General features: G+C 58.9%; 24 protein-coding genes. 15 read left to right on the top strand and 9 right to left on the bottom strand.

What is annotated here, in order from left to right; translation table 11 throughout:
* Window positions 1–29: 29 nt before the first annotated feature.
* The 6 genes from OIU37_RS34005 to OIU37_RS33980 form a co-directional block, all read right to left on the bottom strand.
* Window positions 30–308 (bottom strand): hypothetical protein, encoded by a 279-nt coding sequence (locus tag OIU37_RS34005; protein WP_264260068.1) that lies wholly within the window; start codon window positions 306–308, stop codon window positions 30–32.
* Entirely contained in the window at window positions 298–459 is a 162-nt protein-coding gene (locus OIU37_RS34000) for a hypothetical protein (protein ID WP_264260067.1), read from the bottom strand. Before OIU37_RS34000 ends, OIU37_RS34005 begins: the two co-directional genes overlap by 11 nt.
* Window positions 456–1,094 carry a DUF433 domain-containing protein gene (locus OIU37_RS33995; protein ID WP_264260066.1) on the bottom strand — a complete coding sequence of 213 codons (639 nt, stop codon included), beginning with the start codon at window positions 1,092–1,094 and terminating at the stop codon, window positions 456–458. The genes OIU37_RS34000 and OIU37_RS33995 overlap by 4 nt, the downstream gene beginning before the upstream one ends.
* A 135-nt stretch (window positions 1,095–1,229) precedes the next feature.
* Window positions 1,230–1,973: a hypothetical protein gene (locus tag OIU37_RS33990; protein ID WP_264260065.1), complete on the bottom strand. Its 744-nt coding sequence runs from the start codon at window positions 1,971–1,973 to the stop codon at window positions 1,230–1,232.
* 141 nt (window positions 1,974–2,114) lie between these two features.
* Window positions 2,115–2,795, bottom strand: a complete 681-nt coding sequence (locus OIU37_RS33985; protein ID WP_264260064.1) for an SMC-Scp complex subunit ScpB — start codon at window positions 2,793–2,795, stop codon at window positions 2,115–2,117.
* 2 nt (window positions 2,796–2,797) lie between these two features.
* Window positions 2,798–3,751: a DUF1403 family protein gene (locus tag OIU37_RS33980; protein ID WP_264260063.1), complete on the bottom strand. Its 954-nt coding sequence runs from the start codon at window positions 3,749–3,751 to the stop codon at window positions 2,798–2,800.
* Between the two features lie 124 nt (window positions 3,752–3,875).
* On the opposite strand from OIU37_RS33980, the gene OIU37_RS33975 reads away from it, so the two are divergent.
* From OIU37_RS33975 to OIU37_RS33955, 5 genes are all read left to right on the top strand, one after another.
* Window positions 3,876–5,048 (top strand): site-specific integrase, encoded by a 1,173-nt coding sequence (locus OIU37_RS33975; RefSeq protein ID WP_264260062.1) that lies wholly within the window; start codon window positions 3,876–3,878, stop codon window positions 5,046–5,048.
* A gap of 117 nt (window positions 5,049–5,165) precedes the next feature.
* A complete protein-coding gene (locus OIU37_RS33970; protein WP_264260061.1) occupies window positions 5,166–5,414 on the top strand; it encodes a hypothetical protein in 249 nt (82 codons plus the stop codon).
* 277 nt (window positions 5,415–5,691) lie between these two features.
* Window positions 5,692–5,949: an Arc family DNA-binding protein gene (locus OIU37_RS33965; RefSeq protein ID WP_264260060.1), complete on the top strand. Its 258-nt coding sequence runs from the start codon at window positions 5,692–5,694 to the stop codon at window positions 5,947–5,949.
* Window positions 5,946–6,371: a type II toxin-antitoxin system VapC family toxin gene (locus OIU37_RS33960; protein ID WP_264260059.1), complete on the top strand. Its 426-nt coding sequence runs from the start codon at window positions 5,946–5,948 to the stop codon at window positions 6,369–6,371. Before OIU37_RS33965 ends, OIU37_RS33960 begins: the two co-directional genes overlap by 4 nt.
* Before the next feature lie 121 nt (window positions 6,372–6,492).
* Window positions 6,493–6,999, top strand: a complete 507-nt coding sequence (locus OIU37_RS33955) for a hypothetical protein (RefSeq protein WP_264260058.1) — start codon at window positions 6,493–6,495, stop codon at window positions 6,997–6,999.
* Window positions 7,000–7,578: 579 nt separating this feature from the next.
* On the opposite strand, the gene repC is transcribed toward OIU37_RS33955, so the two are convergent.
* From repC to repA, 3 genes are all read right to left on the bottom strand, one after another.
* Complete coding sequence (gene repC / locus OIU37_RS33950) at window positions 7,579–8,793, bottom strand: plasmid replication protein RepC (RefSeq protein ID WP_264260057.1); 1,215 nt, start codon at window positions 8,791–8,793, stop codon at window positions 7,579–7,581.
* A 156-nt stretch (window positions 8,794–8,949) separates the two neighbouring features.
* The gene (gene repB / locus OIU37_RS33945) at window positions 8,950–9,936 is read right to left on the bottom strand and encodes a plasmid partitioning protein RepB (protein ID WP_264260056.1); all 987 of its coding nucleotides are present in this window, start codon (window positions 9,934–9,936) and stop codon (window positions 8,950–8,952) included.
* 70 nt (window positions 9,937–10,006) lie between these two features.
* Window positions 10,007–11,194, bottom strand: coding sequence for a plasmid partitioning protein RepA (repA, locus tag OIU37_RS33940; protein WP_264260055.1), 1,188 nt, complete (start codon window positions 11,192–11,194; stop codon window positions 10,007–10,009).
* A gap of 367 nt (window positions 11,195–11,561) precedes the next feature.
* Between repA and traI the strand changes: the two genes are divergently transcribed.
* From traI to trbG, 10 genes are read left to right on the top strand one after another with little or no spacing between them, the layout of a single operon-like run.
* Complete coding sequence (gene traI, locus OIU37_RS33935; RefSeq protein WP_264260054.1) at window positions 11,562–12,188, top strand: acyl-homoserine-lactone synthase TraI; 627 nt, start codon at window positions 11,562–11,564, stop codon at window positions 12,186–12,188.
* Between the two features lie 3 nt (window positions 12,189–12,191).
* Window positions 12,192–13,163, top strand: coding sequence for a P-type conjugative transfer ATPase TrbB (gene trbB, locus OIU37_RS33930; protein WP_264260053.1), 972 nt, complete (start codon window positions 12,192–12,194; stop codon window positions 13,161–13,163).
* Complete coding sequence (locus OIU37_RS33925; RefSeq protein WP_264260052.1) at window positions 13,153–13,536, top strand: TrbC/VirB2 family protein; 384 nt, start codon at window positions 13,153–13,155, stop codon at window positions 13,534–13,536. Before trbB ends, OIU37_RS33925 begins: the two co-directional genes overlap by 11 nt.
* A complete protein-coding gene (locus OIU37_RS33920; RefSeq protein WP_264260051.1) occupies window positions 13,529–13,834 on the top strand; it encodes a conjugal transfer protein TrbD in 306 nt (101 codons plus the stop codon). Before OIU37_RS33925 ends, OIU37_RS33920 begins: the two co-directional genes overlap by 8 nt.
* A gap of 10 nt (window positions 13,835–13,844) precedes the next feature.
* A complete protein-coding gene (locus OIU37_RS33915) occupies window positions 13,845–16,304 on the top strand; it encodes a conjugal transfer protein TrbE (RefSeq protein WP_264260050.1) in 2,460 nt (819 codons plus the stop codon).
* 25 nt (window positions 16,305–16,329) lie between these two features.
* On the top strand, window positions 16,330–17,079 hold the full coding sequence (gene trbJ / locus OIU37_RS33910) for a P-type conjugative transfer protein TrbJ (protein ID WP_264260106.1): 750 nt from the start codon (window positions 16,330–16,332) through the stop codon (window positions 17,077–17,079).
* The gene (gene trbK / locus OIU37_RS33905) at window positions 17,076–17,246 is read left to right on the top strand and encodes an entry exclusion protein TrbK (RefSeq protein WP_319004770.1); all 171 of its coding nucleotides are present in this window, start codon (window positions 17,076–17,078) and stop codon (window positions 17,244–17,246) included. Before trbJ ends, trbK begins: the two co-directional genes overlap by 4 nt.
* A gap of 5 nt (window positions 17,247–17,251) precedes the next feature.
* Window positions 17,252–18,430, top strand: coding sequence for a P-type conjugative transfer protein TrbL (gene trbL, locus OIU37_RS33900; protein ID WP_264260048.1), 1,179 nt, complete (start codon window positions 17,252–17,254; stop codon window positions 18,428–18,430).
* 23 nt (window positions 18,431–18,453) lie between these two features.
* The gene (locus tag OIU37_RS33895; RefSeq protein WP_264260047.1) at window positions 18,454–19,116 is read left to right on the top strand and encodes a conjugal transfer protein TrbF; all 663 of its coding nucleotides are present in this window, start codon (window positions 18,454–18,456) and stop codon (window positions 19,114–19,116) included.
* 15 nt (window positions 19,117–19,131) lie between these two features.
* Window positions 19,132–19,944 (top strand): P-type conjugative transfer protein TrbG, encoded by an 813-nt coding sequence (gene trbG, locus OIU37_RS33890; protein ID WP_264260046.1) that lies wholly within the window; start codon window positions 19,132–19,134, stop codon window positions 19,942–19,944.
* Window positions 19,945–19,946 lie beyond the last annotated feature (2 nt).

Raw genomic sequence — 19,946 nt, 5'->3', positions numbered from 1 at the left:
GCCCGGCAAAGCAAATGGCCCACAACGGCTTAAACGTCCGAAGTCTCGGGCGGCGACTTAAACGGATTGAGGATCCTGACGCCACGCCCAGCGAAATCGGAGACATTTCGCGTCACAACCACAAGACCGTGGACACGGGCGGTGGCGGCAAGAGCAACATCCCACCTGTCCTTGTTCTTGGCGCCGAGCAGGCGCGTCCATTCTGCGACGACCGGCCCATCAATCGGAATGATGCGATCGGAGAACGATTTTTCCAGCGCATCAATACCATCCAGGATCCTCTGAGCGCGCTCCGGTTCACGCTTCATCAACGCTTCGGCTCCCCGGCTTTTCGAATAGCGTCGCGACACTCAGCCGAAGGTCCGTGTCATCGACCGTCGTGATCCATTGATGCACGTTCTTGTGCCCGCCGCTCTTGAGTTCACGGAGAGCATTTTCATCGAGCAGATAAAGCGTCACGGAATGGCCCTTGGTCCGACCTCACCAAGATCACTGTCGTCATCGAACGCACCAGCATCAGCCAAAGCGGCCAAAGTCGTCTTCAGGCTCTTCGTTGGATAGGGACGCCCCCGCTTCGGATATGCCTTAGCATACTCGACTGCAGCTTCAGCCTGATCCCGCGTTATGGAAGGAAAGTCTGCAAGGACCGCATCAACGCCCTCGTCGCGTGTCAAAGCTGCGATCAAGTGCGCCGAAATTGTCGTTCCGCGGATCAGCGCCTCGCCTCGATCGCCCTCGCTATCAATCCTGCCTCTGACCGTCTCAAGTCTCTTCATCCGGTCTTTCAGATCAGTATCGATTTGGGCAAGATCCAGTTCGAGTTTACCGAGTTGGAGCTTGTGAGCATCTTCAGGTAGTTTACGCAAGGCACCGTACAGCCGGCGCCGCCCCGCCGGCGTCAGGTCCTTATCGAGTTCGTCGGCAAGCCGCAGAAATCGAAGCTCAGCGGGTCCAAGGAGCCTCTGAACTATATTCCCCACCTTCTTTTGCCGGGCGAGAATGATACCTGTGTCAACCGCCTTGTTGAGCATCGCAGGGGTTCGACCCAAGACATATCCTGCTTCACTTAGCGTGAAATTCTGGGTCTGGGGCATATGCGGCTCCTTCATCAATTCATCCCAATATAGGGATTAATTACATGCCGCACAAGATAGCAAAGACAGCCGTAGGATGGACCCTCGTCTGCCTATGTCCTGGTCTCGGAGCTGATGCATGAACCGAAGCATGGATTAATGAGGCTGCTGGAGCCAATCAAACGTTTGATTGCTGATGCGGTCGCAAGCCGGCGCTGTCCCCGCGACTATGGCCTTGAGTTGCGCTCCAGAGATGGCCATGCCCTGATAAGTCGATAGCGGATTTATGGTGCAACTGTTGAAGAAGTCATTGAGCGATGGCGAAATCACATTTGCCCAGACCTGCATCTTGCTCCGTGTGGTTTCTGGTGTCAGGGGCGTTACGAATGCATCAGTGAGGGTCGCAACGGCTCGACAGGCAGGACATCCCGACGCATCGGTCGGCGCTCTGGTCGCCCCTTCATGGAAAAGGATGAAACCACGATCGGAAACTTCCCAGCTTCCACTTTCAACGAGGACGCCAACGCACGCTGATACACAAGCAGCGCCATCTGAGACGACGGGTTTGAGCCCTGAAGATCTGATTGCTATCGCAATCGTCTTAGCTGCGTCTTCGTCCCCGCCTAAGCCCTTCGCCTCGATTTTTTTGATCTCGTCGCTGTGCTCGCGTAAGATTTTCAAAAACTCCTGAGCCGATCGCTCATTGATTGTCTTTGGTACGCGTAGCGTGTCGCCACTGAGCAGGCTTTCCGACGGTGGCATCGTCGGAGCGACAATGTACTTGCAGACGCTAAGTGCGGCGAGAAGAAGAATGAAAATTGCGGCCAGTGACGTTGTGTATTTGAAGACTTTTATTATAACCCGCATTCCTAAAGACCCAATTGAAACAATAATCTGCAAAATTCGGTAATGGCTCCGGGAACCGGCGAGATCAGGTGGTACTACAGGTTGATTAAGAGATTCTTCGATCCCGACTAAGGCCTGGGCGCCGATTTTGAGTCGATGCTGACCACGACAGAACGTCCGAAAACCTCTGTGAGGCTACTCGTTATCCTCCCCCTGGGGCTCGAAGAATTCTATCTGATCGGCCTTACGGCTTAGCAAGCCCGCATCTTCCAGTGCGTCGATGTCCGGCAGATCGCGAAGCGTTTGCAGGCCGAAAGTGGATAAAAAATGCTGCGTGGTCACGTAGGTGTAGGGGGCACCAGGTGTTGGGCTGCGCGGTCCAGACGCCAGGAACGCTGCTCCCCGGAGAGAGGCGATCGTATCGCGACTGACCTCCTTGCCGAAGATCTTCGATAGCTCGGTCCTTGTCACCGGCTGAAAATATCCCACCGCCATTAGCACCGTCGCCTCGAACTCCGACAGCGCCGCTTCGAATTGGCGCGTCGGCGCCGAGGAAGCGCGAATGGTATCGCCGAACCGCACCCGGGTGCGATGCTGCCAGCCACCAGCGACCGACACCAGTTCGTAGGGACGATCTCGCAGTTCCTCGACCAGATCGTCGATCAGCAGATCGATGCTGCAGCCACTGCCCACTACCCGGGCCAGTGACTCGCGGCCGACCGGCTCGGCCGAGGCAAAGATCACCGCCTCGACCCGCATCATCCATTCACGCCAGCGCAGTTCGGGCGGGAGATCCTCCAATTCCCGATCGAAGAGACGTTCGCTTCCAACGTTCGTCTCGCGGCGGGATGGCTTTGCTGCGCGAGATCGGGCCATCGTCACAACCCGTAAGTCCGGAAGGAGGACCGGCCGGAGAACTCGCGAACCGCCTCAAGACTTTCTAAGCGGTCGAACAGGCGTGTCGCCGCCCAGCGGGACAGTTTGCTGCCGGGCGCCGAGGCCAGTATAGCGTCCTCGTTCAGTAGCTCCCGGATGACTGGCTCGGCGCCCTTGGTGCGCAGCTTTGGGGCCACAGCCAGCAGTCGTCCGGCCCGGCGATCGATCTCGGTCGCGGATCGAAGCGCGGTATCGACGCCGTCGGCCAGCGCTAGGCTGATGGCGCGCGCGAATGCCGGTTCGCCCGGCCGGACGCGCCCTCGCCCGCCGACCGTGCGGAAGGCCGGGCCGTAGCGCTCGGGTAGCAGCAGCGGCACGGGCCTGGGCCATTTCAGCATTTCCGCCAGGACGACATCGGCCACGCCCAGGGCCAGCACCTCGGCATCCGGGCGGGTCACGCAAATCGCTGCAATCAGGTCCGCCGCGACGAAGGGCGCTGCTCGTCCGGACTGAACGGCTGTGTCGACTAGATCCGGGACCGACGCAAGGCAATTGTCCCAGCGCAACCCCAACCGTGCGGCGAGCTCCTTAATGAAGGGCGACCCGATTGGGCTGGATCGGCGCGTCAGCATTCGGGCTGCCAGAAACAGCTTTCCGGCCGGTCCTGGATCGTCACCCGGCTCTGTTAGCAACACGGCGTCGCGCAGTGCGTGTTCCACCTCGCCGCGGCCGAGCATTCGGGCGGCGATCGCGGCGGACTTGAGGGCAAGGCGATCGCGCCAGCAACCAATCCAGGGCGGTTCGGCGCGGATCAGATCGTCCAGTGATTTCAGAGCGATACCAGCGACGAAGGCGGCGTCGGTCTCGTTTGTGTCGCGACCACGCGGCAGCGCCCAGCCCGGTAAGCGGGGCGACCAAGCGGGGGCAGTTGAAGCGGAGGGCGCGAGCAAATCCATGCCCCGAAGCATAAATCAGATGCGCGCTTCATGCCAGTAGAAACACGTCAAACCGCACGCCCTGTCGCCGATTAAAAACGACCGATAAACTTCCATTATCGTTCATTTCTGTCACTATAGAGAAATGGCGCAAATCATCGAGCAAAACAGCGAAATTCACGTCGAGGCGAAATCTCCTCCGTCTCTCAGCACGGAGGCCGACGGTGACATTTCCGCGCCGCAGTCGTCGGCCGACATCCCGATGCCCGACGCCTGGCTCCCCTCCCCTCTTCCGGAAGCAGGCAGCGCATTGCCCGCCCACTTGGAGCAGCTTGCCGATCGGGCGCGCGATTATGTCAAGGCCGCCAGCGCCGCCAACACCCGCAAAGCCTATGCCTCCGACTGGAAGCATTTTTCCGGCTGGTGCCGCCGGCAAGGTCTGGAAATTCTGCCGCCCGATCCGCACACCGTCGGCCTCTATATCGCCGCCTGTGCCGGTGGCGCGGTCACCGCCTCGGGTGCCGCGATCGCCGGCCGCAAGCCCAATTCGGTCACGACAATCGAACGGCGGCTGTCGGCGATCACCTGGAACTATGCCCAGCGTGGCACGCCGCTGGACCGCAAGGATCGTCATATCGCCACGGTGCTTGCCGGCATCCGCAACACCCATGCCGCTCCTCCCCGGCAGAAGGAAGCCGTGCTGCCGGAGCACCTGATCGCCATGCTGGAAACACTCCCGCGCGGCACCTTGCGCGGCCTGCGAGACCGGGCGATGCTGCTGATCGGCTTTGCCGGCGGATTGCGGCGCTCCGAGATCGTCGGGCTTGACGTCGGTCGTGACCAGACGAAGGACAGCCGCGGCTGGGTCGAGATTTTTGACAAGGGCATGGTGGTCACGGTTCGGGGGAAACGAGGTTGGCGCGAAGTCGAGATCGGCCGCGGCTCCTCGGACGCCACCTGTCCTGTCGTCGCGCTTCAGACCTGGCTAAACCTTGCAAGGATCGCGCACGGCCCCCTCTTCCGGCGGGTCACCGGTCAGGGCAAGGACGTCGGCCACGACCGGCTGCTCGATCAGGAAGTGGCCCGCCTCGTCAAGAAGGCGGCGCTAGCCGCCGGCGTGCGCCCCGATCTCACCGAGACCGAGCGCGCGGAAAAGTTCTCCGGCCATTCGCTGCGTGCCGGCCTTGCCTCCTCCGCCGAGGTCGACGAACGCTACGTGCAGAAGCAACTCGGCCACGTGTCCGCCGAGATGACCCGAAAATATCAGCGACGGCGGGATCGTTTCCGGGTGAATCTCACCAAGGCATCCGGACTTTGACATTTCTCATCGAGGCGCGGTCTCGTTGATCACCTTCCCGGGATATACGATGCTCAGGATCCGCACTTCCCTTTTCGGGCCCAACGCATATTCTCGGCGCAACGCTAGAGAGAGGCCATGACGACACCGACACCCCCGAATGACGCTATCTGCTGCCTGGCACTGGTAAAGCCCGGATCCCGGCTCGCGCGCGAGTGGAAATTGCCGAAGCCGAGCTACGGCATTTACGAGTACCTCCCAGCCTTCGAAAGAAGGGAGCTGCGCTGGGGCGATGGTTCTTGGCAGGAACTCACCAAGGAGGATCATGCCGATCTGATTTTGCTCCCGCAATTTGGTGAGAAAGAAATAGAAGCGATATTTGATTGAGCGCTTTGGATGAGATCCGAGCACGTCTGTGCCCATGAAGGTTGAGCAAATTTCTCTACCTAGCTGTATCGCGGTGTTGCCCTCACGCGATCGGTATGGCGTCGACCATCCGGACCTTGGGAGCCCCCTCCCCTTTCGGCTTGAAGGTCGAATTCCAGCTTATCGCTTCCATTGAAATCGGGGGCAAACGCCACGCCTCTCGAGCGTTTCAGGTTGCTGACTTGATTGCGTTTTGATACTATGCAAGCAACGCAATCAGATTTAAGGACGTAAAGCAATGCCCTCCATCACAATCCGCAACGTTCCAGACGAGGTGCATCGTGCCATCCGCGTCCGGGCGGCGCTCCACGGCCGTAGCGCTGAAGCTGAAATCCGCAACATTCTGGAACAAGCAGCCAAGCCAGAAGGACGGTTAAAGCTCGGCGCATTGCTGAGTTCCATTGCACGCGAAGCTGGCGGGCTTACCGACGCCGAAGTGGAACGCTTCAACCAGCTTCGTGACAAGACCCCGGCGGAACCTTTGAGCTTTGAATGATCGTTCTCGATACCAACGTAATCTCCGAGCTGTGGAAGGTCGAGCCGGATTCTAACGTCCTGGCCTGGATCGACGCGCAAATGGTCGAAACCCTCTATCTGTCTACGATCACGATTGCCGAACTGCGATTCGGCTTGGCGACAATGCCGGATGGCAAGCGTCGTGCGATCTATCAGGATCGTTTGGAACGAGAGGTCCTGCCGGTCTTCACCGGACGGGTTCTGTCCTTCGACCTGGATGCCTCGCAAGCTTATGCGCAACTGATGGCACGAGCGAAGGGCGCCGGCAAGGCGATAGGCAAGGCGGACGGTTACATCGCAGCCACGGCTGTCGCGCGCGGTCTGATAGTTGCAACACGCGATACCAGTCCGTTTGAAGCCGCTGGCCTGAACGTCATCAACCCTTGGAATATGTCGCAATGATGCCTCGCAGGGATGCTTAGCGTCCCCTGCCTCTGGGACGGTCCCGGTATCTAACTTCGTTCCTCGCCTGAAGCTCCGCTTGTGCCTTACTGTAATCTTCACCTACTCCGTCTGAGAGCGCTTGGGCAACAGCAGCAATCTTCGGGAGACGGTCACGCTCGACAGCGCGGCGATCAAGAATACGATCCAGTCCTCCAGAACGCGAAATCTCATGCAGCCTCGCCTGAAGCACCTTTATTTCGGCAGAAGAGATTCTAGTCCGGTCGTCTGGTACCCTGTCCGCATCAACGCGGCGCCTTTGCTCCAGCTGTGTATCAAACACTGCTTTCAGACGCCGATTTCCGCTCCACTTTTGCTCCAGTTCAAAATGCTGTTCCGGCTCAATATGCGCATGGACCCTGGCCAACGCTTCTGCAGACGCCCTACTTCGGAAAGCAAGGGGATTGCCGCCCGAGCCAAAAAGCCGGATGGCATCGTCAACAAGAAATCTACGATCAGACTTACTCAACGCTGTGAAATCACCGTGCTTGGCGATCGCCAAGATCGCGTCCGCTCGCGCACCAGGGTGCCGCAATTCTCTTATGTCGTCGACGACTTTGGCCCTAAACTCTTTTGGCAAAAAGCGTAGGACAGGTCCTACTGCCGCAATGTGCTGCCCAGCGCTTATTGGATAGTTTGACCGCACATTTGCTGCATTCGGGGCTGGATGAACGTCGGATAAACCTGATTTTGGATATACCTTGGCGATGTCCTCCGCGAGTTCTGTAACCTGGCTGGGAAGTTGCACTCTCCGCAGAAGCGGATCGCGATCGACGAAACCACGAGTAGCCCTGCTAGCCAGCCTTAGGTTAGCCAGATTTTTGGATGCAGCAGCAGGATCGTCCGAACCCTCGGCGAGACGATCGAGAACGGGTTCCATCAGCTCAGGCGGCAGTTCGTCAATCCCAGCCCACCGCTTCGACACCGAGCTATTGTGGGTGGTGACGGCCTGCCGCCTGAGGGTCCGTTTGAGTAACCTCTCCAACCAATTGCCCTTGCGCATGTGCAGTCCTCATATCCGATCGGGCAAACCTGCTGGACCATGGTCTCCTCCGCAGTTCTTTCCTTGCTTGCAGCCAGGAGCACGCTAGCTGCGCCACAGGCTAATGCACCGATTGACCGGAGAGAACTGCCAACGAGTTTCAGCTGTAATCAGTCATGTCTGGCGTCACGAGACCGCTCGGACTTCGCCGGCATTCGCCCTCAGCAGCGCCATGATCATAGGGCCTAGTGAAAATTCGCCCTGCGCTGCTTTCCGCGTCAGATCGCGCAGATATCCACCCGCCGAATTGATCTGTCCCCCTCGTTCAAGCAGGCATGCCATAGTGGTGGCAGCATTTTCGGCGCCCAGAACCTCGCAGGCCTCCTGATAGGCCGACGGACTTACGCCCAGCATCGACCGAACCACCACGGCAGCAGACATCAAATCACGCCATTGCCCTATCCGCCCGCCCGGCCCGTAGTCGCTAATCTGTGGGCAAGCCTTCAGCACCATACCGAGAGGGAATGTCTTTACCGGCTCCTTCAGTTGCTGCTGTTTTGGCTCAACGCTGCCCCCCTGCTCTTTTTCGGAGCTAGGTTCAAATTCATGGATAGATTCGGGTTTTGAATTCTGTATGTGGCATCCATTCCGGGCATCATTGCCGTCCGTATTTTCAGTTTTTAGCTGCATTTCCAATATGTTAATAACCTCCTCCCGAAACATCTCCATCTCTTCGAGTACATTTTCTACTTCCTCTCGCCTCGGCGCCCGCGGAATCCTGGCAAGCAAGGCCACATAACGTGCTTCGATGGCCTCCCAGTCCCCGTCAGCCCCCTCTTCCATCGCCGCGGAGATAAGCTTGCGGACGTCACGCCGGCAAATTGTCAGCGCCTCCTTCGAGCGCTTGAAAAGACGCCGCTCTTCGGCGACTTGCTGCGCCATGTGGGCGAGTTCACCTGCACGTGCCAGGAGCGGGGCGAGGCTGAAGCCAAATGCCTCCTCAATGACCCCATTCCGGGCGCGATGCGCATACCGCTTGCCGTTCGGGCTGTCGCGCCGGTGAACCAGCCCGGCATCTACAAGCGCTGCCAGATGACGGCGCAACGTTGTGCCAGCGATCCCATGAGCCCGAAGCGACAACTGCGCGTTGGAGGGAAATACGACCAGTCCATGCTCCTCTGAAAGATCGCTCTCCGGGTAGAAGCTTAAAAGGGCGTCAAGCACCGCGAGCGCGCGATCCTGAAGGCCAAGAACGCTCCGCGCTTCCGAGATATCTCGGAAGACCTTCCATTTGTTGGCGGGACGTGTGACGCTGGTTTCGGCGACATCAATCTGTCCCCGAACCAGGGTAAGCGTCATCGGTCGCCGCCCAAAGGGCGTCGTTACATTTCCAGTTCGCATTTTCTTTCACCTTTCTTCGGGCAAAAGCAAAACGCTCACCAAACCGGTGCCAAAGACTCTTGACTAAGATTCATGGAAATGCGATTCTCAGGCTGCTTACACCTTTGAGAGGGGCTTCCATGACGGCAACGTTTTGGGGGCCTTTTTCTTTTGCTGCTACTTTCCTTCAGCTTTGGTTGACGTGAGGTACTCCTTGTGGATGCGCTCCAGGTTCTCAGCAATAAATCGCCCAAACCGAGCTGCATCATTGGACTTCAGCGCAATCGCGTAACTCTTTCCACTGCCCTTGAATTCCGCTCGAACACTTGCGTCCTCGGCGCGCCATTCGCCAGCGGGATTTGCGCGCTTCACCGGGCGATTTGCTTTTTTGAACTCCGCTACCAGAAAATCGAAGCGGGCATCCGAACCTAGGGATTTGAAGGTCTCGTGGGAAATAATCGTGTTTGCCAATGCGAGCGAACCGGGCCTTTCGATCTGCTGGGCGAAATCGAGCCACCGATCCCGGCCAATCGACTTCGCGGCGCCGATAGCGGCAACGATCGGGGCAGGGACTCTGCCCGATACCGACAGCATCCGCGTGAGCATTGGAGCGTCCACCGACAATGCGGTCTGGATCGTCGTGCGCTCATAACCGAGATTGAGCAGGCTCTGTGCAAACATCGCGCGCTCGATGAATGAGAGATTTTCGCGAGCGGAGTTTTCTTGTCCCTGCGCAATAACATGGTCCGCATCAGACATGCTTTTGACGACTGCGCGGACCGGCCGGCCAAGCTCCCTTGCAGCGCGAGCGCGTCGGTGTCCGAAGACTATCTGGTAGCGTCCGTCTCCACTCGGGTGCGGCCGCACCTGGATCGGCGTATCCTGGCCGCGCTCCCTGATGGCCTCGAGCAATTCACCGTATGCAAGGTCGTCACTGCCCATTCGGTCCGATACGAACGAACTATCGAGAAGGGCAGGATCCAGATCGACGATCGCCTCGCCGGGGACCTGTTGTTCGGCGAGCGCAACCTTATCCCGCAGCTCGCTCAATGAACTGATCATCGAGCGGGAGGCACCGTGTGTCGCATAGCCAGGCGTCGCGCGGCGCTCAGGCGCCGTATTGCCAACAGCGTTAATGCTTGCAAAGACATCTTTCCGAGCCATCTAGCGCCCTTTCCTACTCAAGTAGCTGAATCGACTTAACAAAATCGCGTATTGTACGGCTGACAATTGACTAGGCATTGCGACGGCCCCAAGCGTTTCTCAGCAGTTCGACAACCTCGTTGTTGACGGCATCCATAGACTCTCGCGCCCGGTCGTAGGTCGCGGGAGTGAATTGGCCTCTCTCGACCTCATAGAGGCTCTGTTTCGTGAGCCCGGCATCCGATATAGCGGTCGATTTCACCATGTGGTTCTTCATCATCTGCTGTGCGAACATGGACTGCATGAAACCGACCATCTGTTGTTGAGGGATGTCGGTTGGCTCGTACCGGGTGATCAGATACCGGAACCAATCGAGCGACACATCGACTCCCAAGGCCTCGACACTTTTCAGGATCTCGCCAAGCATCAGGAGGAACTGCGACATCGACATGATGTCCAACATCTGCGGATGAACCGTGATGAGAACTGAGGTCGCGGCGGTGAGGGCCGTCAATGTCAGGTAACCAAGCTGCGGTGGGCAATCCACGACGACGACATCGTATCTGTCGTCGACCTCTCCCAGGGCGTCGCCGATGCGAGTGTAAAACAGCTTGCCGGCATTCGAATCCTTCCGCTGCATGGCGATCGGAGTGTCGTATTCATATTCCTGCAGCTCGAGGTTTGCCGGCACCACATCAAGGTTGGGAAAGTTGGTGGGCTGAATCACCTCGGTGATTGATTTGCGCTCATCGTCGTAGCGAAGCGCTTCGTAGAAGGACTTCTTTTCGTCCAGCTCAGGCTGAATCCCGTACAGGGCAGTCAGCGAGGCCTGCGGGTCGAGATCGACGGCCAGTACACGATAGCCTTTCAACGCGAGGAACTGCGCCAGATGCGCTGCCGTTGTAGTTTTGCCGGAGCCGCCCTTGAAATTGACGACCGCGAGAACCTGAAGCTTTTCATGGGCCTGACGATGTGGGACGCGATCGAGCAAGGCGCGGAGCTCATTCACCTGCGCAGCAGTGTAGTATCTGCGTCCGGTCGATGTCGTGGTCGGCTCGACACCTTTGCCCTGCAGGTGTAACTTCTTCAGGTAGCTTTGGGAGACACCCACGAAATCGGCCACCTCAGAGAGCGAGAACTGGCGAAGCGTTTTTTGGGCGTTAGGAGGAAACTTCTCCTGCCGCAACATATCAAGCTTCGAAGAGATGTCGCCACCCTGCGCGAGGATCGTGTCCGCGAAACTCAACACTTTTTCCGAAGGTGCCATTTTCACGTTCATTTACAGATTTATCCTCAGTCACGATATTTCGGGATTATCACTCCAATTATCGTGACAGTTACCCGATTCCCTCATCATGGCAAGGAAAATAGGGTTTTCAAAAGGTTACAATCGCAACAGGGAACAGGGGTGATCATCCAACAGGATGAAGATTCCGCTTTCGGATCAAAGGGTTATCAACATCTTGAAGATTGCCGTTGATGATGGCGCTAACACTTTTCGTAGCAAAAAAACGCGCCGCGACTACCGGCCTACGCCTCAACGCCGCACCCCGAGAGACCGAATCGTCACTAACACTTCTGCGAGTAGATTGGCTCTCCCATTGCGGGCAAACCTCCCTGCGTTGAGTCACGCAGGAGACCTCTCGATGGAAATAGCCGCTATTCATGACCCCAAAACACCTGGCGAGCGTGAAATCGTCAGCCAGATGCATCGCCTTCGCGCGCGAGTGTTCAAGGAACGCCTCTCCTGGAATGTACGCTGCGCCAAAGGGATGGAATACGACAAGTTCGACGCGCTTTCCCCGACTTACATCATTGCGCTCACGTCGCAAAACCGTGTTGTCGGCTGTGCACGCCTTCTCCCGGCAACCGGGCCAACGATGCTGGCGGCGATTTTTCCACAACTGCTCCCTAGCGGCAGACTCGATGCCCATGCCCGCATGATCGAAAGCTCTCGCTTCTGCGTCGATACCGGCTGGCAGGAGGGCAGGGTAGACGGGTCGCTGCACAAGGTCACCATTGCAATGTTCGCAGGTATTGTCGAATGGTGCCTGCTCAACGGCTACAGCGAAATTGCGACAGCGACCGACGTCCGCTTCGAACGGATCCTGAAGCGGGTCGGCTGGCCGCTCCGCCGCCTCGGTCCACCCACCTTGATTAATGAGACCTGCAGCGTCGCAGGTATCCTGCCAGCGGACCCGACGAGCTTCGAACGTCTCCGGCCACAGGTATATTGCTCCACCTTCGCCGTCCTCCGGTCAAAGGCGGCATAAGGTATGATCAACGGCCGTCACCACTCGCTCCCTCGTCTCGTCAACAAGCTACAGAACGCACTGGGAGACCAGTTGTGTGCCGCACTTGACGATGCGAGCGTCGTCGAGATCATGCTCAATCCCGACGGCAAGCTGTTCATAGAACGTCTCGGCCAGAGCATCACGCCGGCGGGAGAACTATCGCGCAGCGCTGCCGAGACCGTCATCGGCAGTGTGGCACATGTCTTGAATTCCGAAGTCGATGAAGAACGGCCGATCGTCTCCGGAGAGCTTCCGATCGGCGGTCATCGTTTCGAAGGCCTGCTGCCGCCGATCGTCGCGGGACCGTCGTTCACGATCCGCCGTCGGGCGTCCAGGCTGATCCCGCTTGACGATTACGTCACCGCCAAGATCTTGAGCCGTAACCAGGCGGCAGTCATTCGCAATGCGGCGCAGTCCAGACTCAACATCATCATTGCCGGCGGCACAGGATCGGGCAAAACAACCCTTGCCAACGCCATCCTGGCCGAGATTGTCGATTTTTCGCCGCCGGACCGCCTCGTCATCCTTGAGGATACAGCGGAAATCCAATGCGCGGCGAACAATGCCGTCTGCCTGCACACGAGCGATACCGTCGATATGTCCCGGCTTCTCAAAAGCACGATGCGGTTGAGACCCGACCGCATCATCGTCGGTGAGGTGCGGGACGGGGCCGCCCTGACACTGCTCAAGGCCTGGAATACGGGGCACCCCGGCGGAATCGCCACAATCCACGCCAATAACGCCCGCTCCGCGCTGCAACGGCTCGAACAACTGACCGCGGAAGTCAGCCAGCAGCCGATGCAGGCGGTGATCGGGGCTGCTGTAGACCTGATCGTCTCGATCGAACGCACGCCGAAGGGAAGGCGCGTCGCCGAGATCCTGCACGTCGCCCGCTTTTGCGGGGGGCAATATCAGATCGAACCTTATGGAAAGGAAGAGCGCGATGCAGCCTGACCGAAGTTTTCTGATCCTTGGCCCGGCCATCATCGGAGCCATGGCCCTTGCTTCACCGGCGGTCGCCGGATCCGGGGGAGGGGGACTTCCCTGGGAAGGACCGCTTGAACAGATCCAGGAATCCATCACAGGGCCTGTGGCCGGCTATATCGCTCTGGCGGCGGTCGCAGTCGCCGGCGGGATGCTGATTTTCGGCGGTGAGTTGAACGATTTTGCGCGGCGCCTGGTATACGTCGTCTTGGTGGCCGGCATCCTGCTGGGCGCCACACAGATTATCGGCCTGTTCGGTGCAACCGGCGCCTCGGTTGGTCTGCCAATGGATCGACATGCGCGCGCCAGCGTTTCCGCGAGTGGGGAGGCGGCGTGTGGCTGAATCCTCCCCAAGCTCCTCATTGCGACGAAATCGCATTCACCGGGCCCTGTCACGACCGAACCTTTTAATGGGGGCCGACCGTGAACTGGTGCTGATCACGGGTCTTGCTGCCGTCATCCTGATCTTTGTCGTGCTGACGATCTACTCGGCCCTGTTCGGTGTCGCCATCTGGATCGTCATTGTCGGCGCGCTGCGCATGATGGCCAAGTCCGATCCTTTGATGCGGCAAGTCTATATCCGGCATGTTTCCTACAAGCCTTACTACAAGGCTACGTCAGCCCCGTGGCGCAGATGCTGAGGGGGCTTGCATGGTCGCATTAAAACGCTTCCGGACCACAGGCCCATCCTTCGCTGATCTCATTCCCTATGCGGGCCTCGTTGACAATGGCGTGCTCCTTTTGAAGGACGGTTCACTCATGGCGGGCTGGTATTTCGCCGGACCGGACTCCGAGAGCGCGACAGATTTCGAACGCAACGAGCTGTCGCGCCAGATCAACGCGATCCTTTCGCGCCTTGGCAGCGGTTGGATGATACAGGTCGAGGCAGTGCGAATTCCGACCACCGACTATCCTTCTCAGGACCGCAGCCATTTCCCGGATCGCGTGACACGCGCGATTGACGCCGAACGCAGGGCACATTTCGAGACGGAGCAGGGGCATTTCGAGAGCAAGCACGCCCTGATCCTCACCCACCGGCCGTTGGAGTCGAAGCGCACCTCACTCAGCAAATACGTCTATGCCGACGAGGAAAGCCGGAAGAAGTCCTATGCCGACACCGTGCTCTTTCTCTTCAAGGGTTCAATCCGCGAAGTCGAACAATATCTCTCGAACACGCTGTCCATCCGCCGCATGCAAACGCGCGAAATTGTGGAGAGGGGAGGGGACCGGATCGTCCGCTATGATGAACTGCTCCAGTTTGCCCGTTTCTGCATCACCGGCGACAATCATCCTGTCCAGCTGCCGGACGTGCCGATGTATCTCGACTGGATTGCCACAGCCGAGCTCGAACATGGTTTGACGCCGAAGATCGAGAACCGTTTTCTGGCAGTCGTCGCGATCGATGGCCTGCCGGCCGAAAGCTGGCCAGGGATTCTCGGCGGCCTCGATCTCATGCCACTGACCTATCGCTGGTCCTCCCGCTTCATCTTCCTTGATGCGGAGGAAGCGCGGCAGAAACTGGAGCGCACACGCAAGAAATGGCAACAGAAGGTGCGGCCCTTTTTCGACCAACTTTTTCAGACGCAAAGCCGGTCCGTTGATCAGGACGCCGTGACCATGGTCGCGGAAACGGAAGATGCGATCGCGCAAGCCTCCTCACGGCTCGTCGCTTATGGCTATTATACGCCGGTCGTCGTGCTCTTCGATAATGACCGCGAAACACTGCAGGAAAAAGCCGAGGCGGTCCGGCGCGTAATCCAGGCGGAAGGCTTCGGCGCCCGTATCGAAACCCTCAACGCGACCGATGCCTATCTCGGCAGCCTGCCTGGCAACTGGTACTGCAACGTTCGCGAACCGCTGATCAACACAAGCAACCTATCCGACCTTATCCCTTTGAACTCGGTATGGTCCGGAAATCCGGAGGCGCCCTGCCCCTTCTATCCGCCGAACGCGCCGCCGCTGATGCAAGTCGCCAGCGGTTTCACACCGTTTCGCTTGAACCTGCATGTCGATGATGTCGGGCATACCCTTATCTTTGGACCCACCGGGTCGGGTAAATCAACGCTTCTTGCGCTGATCGCCGCGCAGTTCCGCCGATACAATCAAGCGCAGATCTTTGCCTTCGACAAAGGCAACTCGCTCCTTCCTCTCACACTGGCCGCTGGCGGCGACCATTATGAAATCGGCGGGGGCAACGAGGGGGAGGGGAGGGCGGCCCTGGCGTTTTGCCCGCTGTCCGATCTTTCTCACGATACCGACCGGGCTTGGGCGACGGAATGGATCGAGATGCTGGTGGCGCTTCAAGGTGTCGCGATCACACCGGACCATCGCAACGCGATCTCCCGGCAGATTTCTTTGATGGCAGATGCTCCCGGCCGGTCGCTCTCGGACTTTGTCAGTGGGGTTCAGATGCGGGAGATCAAGGATGCCCTTCATCACTACACGGTCGACGGGCCGATGGGTCAGCTGCTCGATGCCGAACGGGACGGCCTCGCGCTCCATGCATTCCAGACGTTTGAAGTCGAACACCTCATGAACATGGGCGAGCGCACCCTCGTTCCGGTGCTGACCTATCTTTTTCATCGCATTGAAAAGCGCTTCGACGGCTCTCCAAGCCTGATCATCCTCGACGAAGCCTGGCTCATGCTCGGCCACCCTGTGTTCCGGGCCAAGATCCGCGAATGGTTGCGCGTTTTGCGCAGGGCAAATTGTGCGGTGGTCCTGGCCACCCAGTCGATTTCCGATGCGGAGCGGTCTGGCATCATCGACGTGCTGAAGGAATCCTGCCCGACCAAGATCTGCCTGCCAAACGGTGCAGCCCGCGAACCTGGAACGCGCGAGTTCTATGAAAACATAGGCTTCAACGAGCGCCAGATTGAGATCGTCGCGACGGCGCGGCCGAAGCGCGAATACTACATCGCTACGCCCGAGGGCCGCCGGCTGTTCGATATGTCGCTCGGACCAGTTGCGCTCAGTTTTGTCGGCGCGTCCGGCAAGGAGGACTTGAAGCACATCCGCGCCCTCCACCGCGAACACGGCAAGGACTGGCCAATTCACTGGTTGCAAACGAGAGGAGTTCACGATGGCGAAACGCTGCTCAACATTGAATAGGTGCCTCTCAGCCATCCCGGCGCTGATGGTGAGTGCTGCAATGATCGGGCCAGTCTATGCGGGCAGCGCCACGGGTGCTGCGACGGAATGGACCCAGATGGCCAACAATGCCGAGTTGATCAAGTTGCTGGAGAGCTCGGGCGTGCAGGTGGAAAATCAGGTGAAGCAAATCAGCCAGCTTGCCGAGCAGATCCAGAACCAGCTGAAGATCTATCAGAATATGCTGCAGAACACGGCTGGGCTACCCAATCATATCTGGGGCCAGGTCGAGAACGATCTCAACCAGCTTCGCAGCATTGTCGAGCAGGGGCAAGGTATTGCCTTTTCGATGGGCAATGCCGATGACGTCCTGAAACAGCGCTTCAAAAGCTACGCCGAGCTGAAAACCAGCCTGCCCGATGTTGGAAGCTTCTCCTCGACCTACCAGACCTGGTCGGACACCAATCGCGAAACGATTGCCGGCGCGCTCAGGGCCGCCAGTCTGACCGCCGATCAATTCGACAGTGAGGAGAGCACGATGGGTTCACTACGCTCGATGTCGCAGTCTGCCGACGGTCAGATGAAAGCGCTGCAGGTCGGCCACCAGATCGCGGCGCAACAGGTCGCCCAGACGCAGAAGCTTCGCGGTCTGATCTCCCAGCAGATGACGATGATGGGCACCTGGCTCCAGAGCGAGCAGACCGACAAGGATCTGGCGCAGGCGCGGCGGGAGAAATTCTTCGGCGCCACCGCGCCTTCCACTTCCGGCGGGCAGAAGATGGGGATCGAGTGGTGAGAACGAAAGCTATCCTGATTGCCGTCGCAGCGATGCTGGGTGCTGCAAGTGCCGGCGCGTGGTTTTTCATCTCCGAAAAGCAGGCGGCACACGAGCGTCGGCAAAAATTCTTCGGCAAGAAAGACTACCCGACCTCGGGCGGCCAGAAGATGAAGCCGGAATGGTGACGCCCATGGACACTGTTCGGATTTGGCCGTTGCACAAGGCGTTTCTAGCTATCGCGTTGCTGGCGGTCGCAACCCAGCCGGCGCTTGCGCAGGAGGGCTCGGTTCTCACCACGTTGCAGAACCAAGTCACGACTGCGGCCAAGGGGTGGGAAACCACCGTCATGGATGCCGCCAGATCCCTGTTCTGGATTCTGGCGACAATCGAAATCGGTATCGCGGCCGTATGGCTGGCGCTTCAGGCCGCATCACTTGACAGCTGGTTCGCCGAACTGGTCCGACGGATCATGTTTATCGGGTTCTTCGCCTTCGTTCTTGCGCAAGGGCCGACATTCGCCAAGGCCGTGGTCGACAGCCTGTTCCAGCTGGGCGCCGAGGGCGGCACAGCATCGCCGGCGGACGTCTTCAACGCCGGTTTGACAGTTGCAACCAAAATGTCGGAGAAAGTCCAGTTCGGTTTGTTCGAGGATAACGCGCTGGCGATTTCAGCGGCCTTCGCCATGGTCGTGACCGTGATTTCCTTTTCGCTCGTTGCTGCTCTTTTCGTTTCCGTCATGGTCGAAATGTATATCGGGCTTCTCGCCGGCATGATCATGCTTGGGCTCGGCGGCTCGTCCTACACCAAGGATTTCGCCGTCAGGTACCTGGTTTACGCCTTTTCGGTTGGCATGAAGCTGATGGCACTCGTGATGATTTCCCGCATCGGCTCCGAAGTGCTGATCGGCCTTGCCAATGAACCTGACGTCGGCGACCAGTTCCAAACCGCGCTCGCCATTGCCGGCATTGCTGTCGTCGTCTTTATCATCGCCATGTACGTGCCAAACATCATGCAGGGTGTCGTGCAGGGCGCGTCCGTCAGCAGCGGCATGGAGGCGATCCGTCACGGCGGCCAGGCGGCAACCTTTGCCACTGGCGGAGCATTCCTCGCGGCAGGCACTGTGGGCGCCGGATTTGCTGCCGCACAGGCGGCGAGAGCCGCCGGATCATCGGTGGCAGGCGCGGCACTTCGGGGCATCGGCGCGGGTGTCGGGTCGGGGGCAAGGGCCGCCGGTTCTGCTGCCAAGGAAAAAGCGATCGGCTCTCCCGGCGCCTATGCCGGCTCGATCCTTGGCCTCGCCAACGCAAAGCTCGACGGGAAGCGCAGCGCTTATAGCGGTCATACGCCGCCGCCCGAGCGCAACGATTGATAATAACCGGAAAGGATCGAGCGATGGCATCCAACCGCGCGCCGGAAAATCCGTACCTTGCCGCCCGTCAGGAATGGTCCGAACGATATGGCTCCTATGTAAAGGCGGCCGCTGCCTGGCGGATCGTTGGTATTGTTGGCCTGACAATGGCCGTCATCGGCTTCAGCTATGCCATGTACCTCAGTATCCAGGTCAAGCTGGTGCCCTATATCGTCGAAGTCGACAAGCTCGGCACCTCGGTCGTGGCCGGTTTCCCGGAGCAGATCGAATATGCCGACGCCCGCGTGGTGCGCGCGACCTTGGGAAACTTCGTGACGAGCTTTCGCAGCGTCACCCCCGATGCGGTGGTGCAGAAGCAATATATCGACCGAACCTATGCGCTTTTGAGAGCCTCGGATCCCTCCACACAGAAGATCAATGCCTGGTTCCGCGGCAATTCACCGTTCGCCAAGGCCCGAAACGCGACCATTGCCATTGAGGTCAACAACATCGTTGCACTTTCCAATCAGACCTATCAGGTCGATTGGACCGAATACGAGCGCGACCGGAAAGGCAAGGAAACGGGCACACGCCGGTTCCGCGGCATCGCAACAGTGACGCTGACCGCGCCGCAAGACGAGACAACCATCCGGCTCAATCCAATCGGCCTCTATGTGCGGGATTTTGATTGGACGGCGCAGCTTTAAGGGCAAGGGACTTTCATGAACGCCACAGGATTGATCGCAGCGACCGTCTGCATGGCCGCATCGCTGGTTGCAGGCAGCGCGCACCCTCAGGGTATGACGACAAACGAGGTGAAAGGGACCAGCCTTTCCGGCAAATGGCGAGGCACATCCGGCCTTGTCACAAGGGGACCGGACGGCAAGGTGAATTTCCTGTTTGGCGAAACCCAGCCCTCGGTCGTGTGCTCGCCGCTCCAGGTCTGCGACATCGAATTGCAAGGGGGCGAAATCGTACGCGATGTTCTGGTCGGCGACACCGTGCGCTGGAAGGTCGAGCCGGCGACGTCCGGCGCCACCGGTGGACAGGCGATCCATCTGATCGTCAAGCCATCAGAGCCCGGCCTGGTAACCTCGATGGTCGTCACCACCTCGCGCCGCACCTATCATATCCGGCTGAAATCCCATCCGAGCCAATACATGGCGCGGATCGGGTTCGATTATCCGGAAGACGTGTCGACCAAGTTGGCAGACGTCAATGCTCGAATGGAGGTCGGCGCAGCTGCTGGCACGGCGCCCGATAGGCTGAACTTCTCCTATACCGTCAGCGGCACGGCTTCATGGAAGCCGAAGCGCGTCTATTCGGACGGGATGAAAACCTACATTCAGTTCCCAGGATCAGTGTCGAGCCAGGATGCGCCGGTTCTCTTTGTAGTCAGCGGGGGCCAGAACCGCATCGTCAACTACCGGATGAAGAACAATATGATGATCGTCGATTATGCGGTCGAGAAAGCCATTCTGGTTTCGGGCGTTGGCTGGCGACAGCAAAAGATCACCATCCGCAGGGGAGGGTGATC

The organism is Rhizobium sp. BT-226 (genome assembly GCF_025847085.2).
Classification (GTDB): domain Bacteria; phylum Pseudomonadota; class Alphaproteobacteria; order Rhizobiales; family Rhizobiaceae; genus Rhizobium; species Rhizobium sophorae.
Note: the sequence above shows the minus strand (reverse complement) of the source record. Positions and strands in the feature narration are given on the sequence as shown.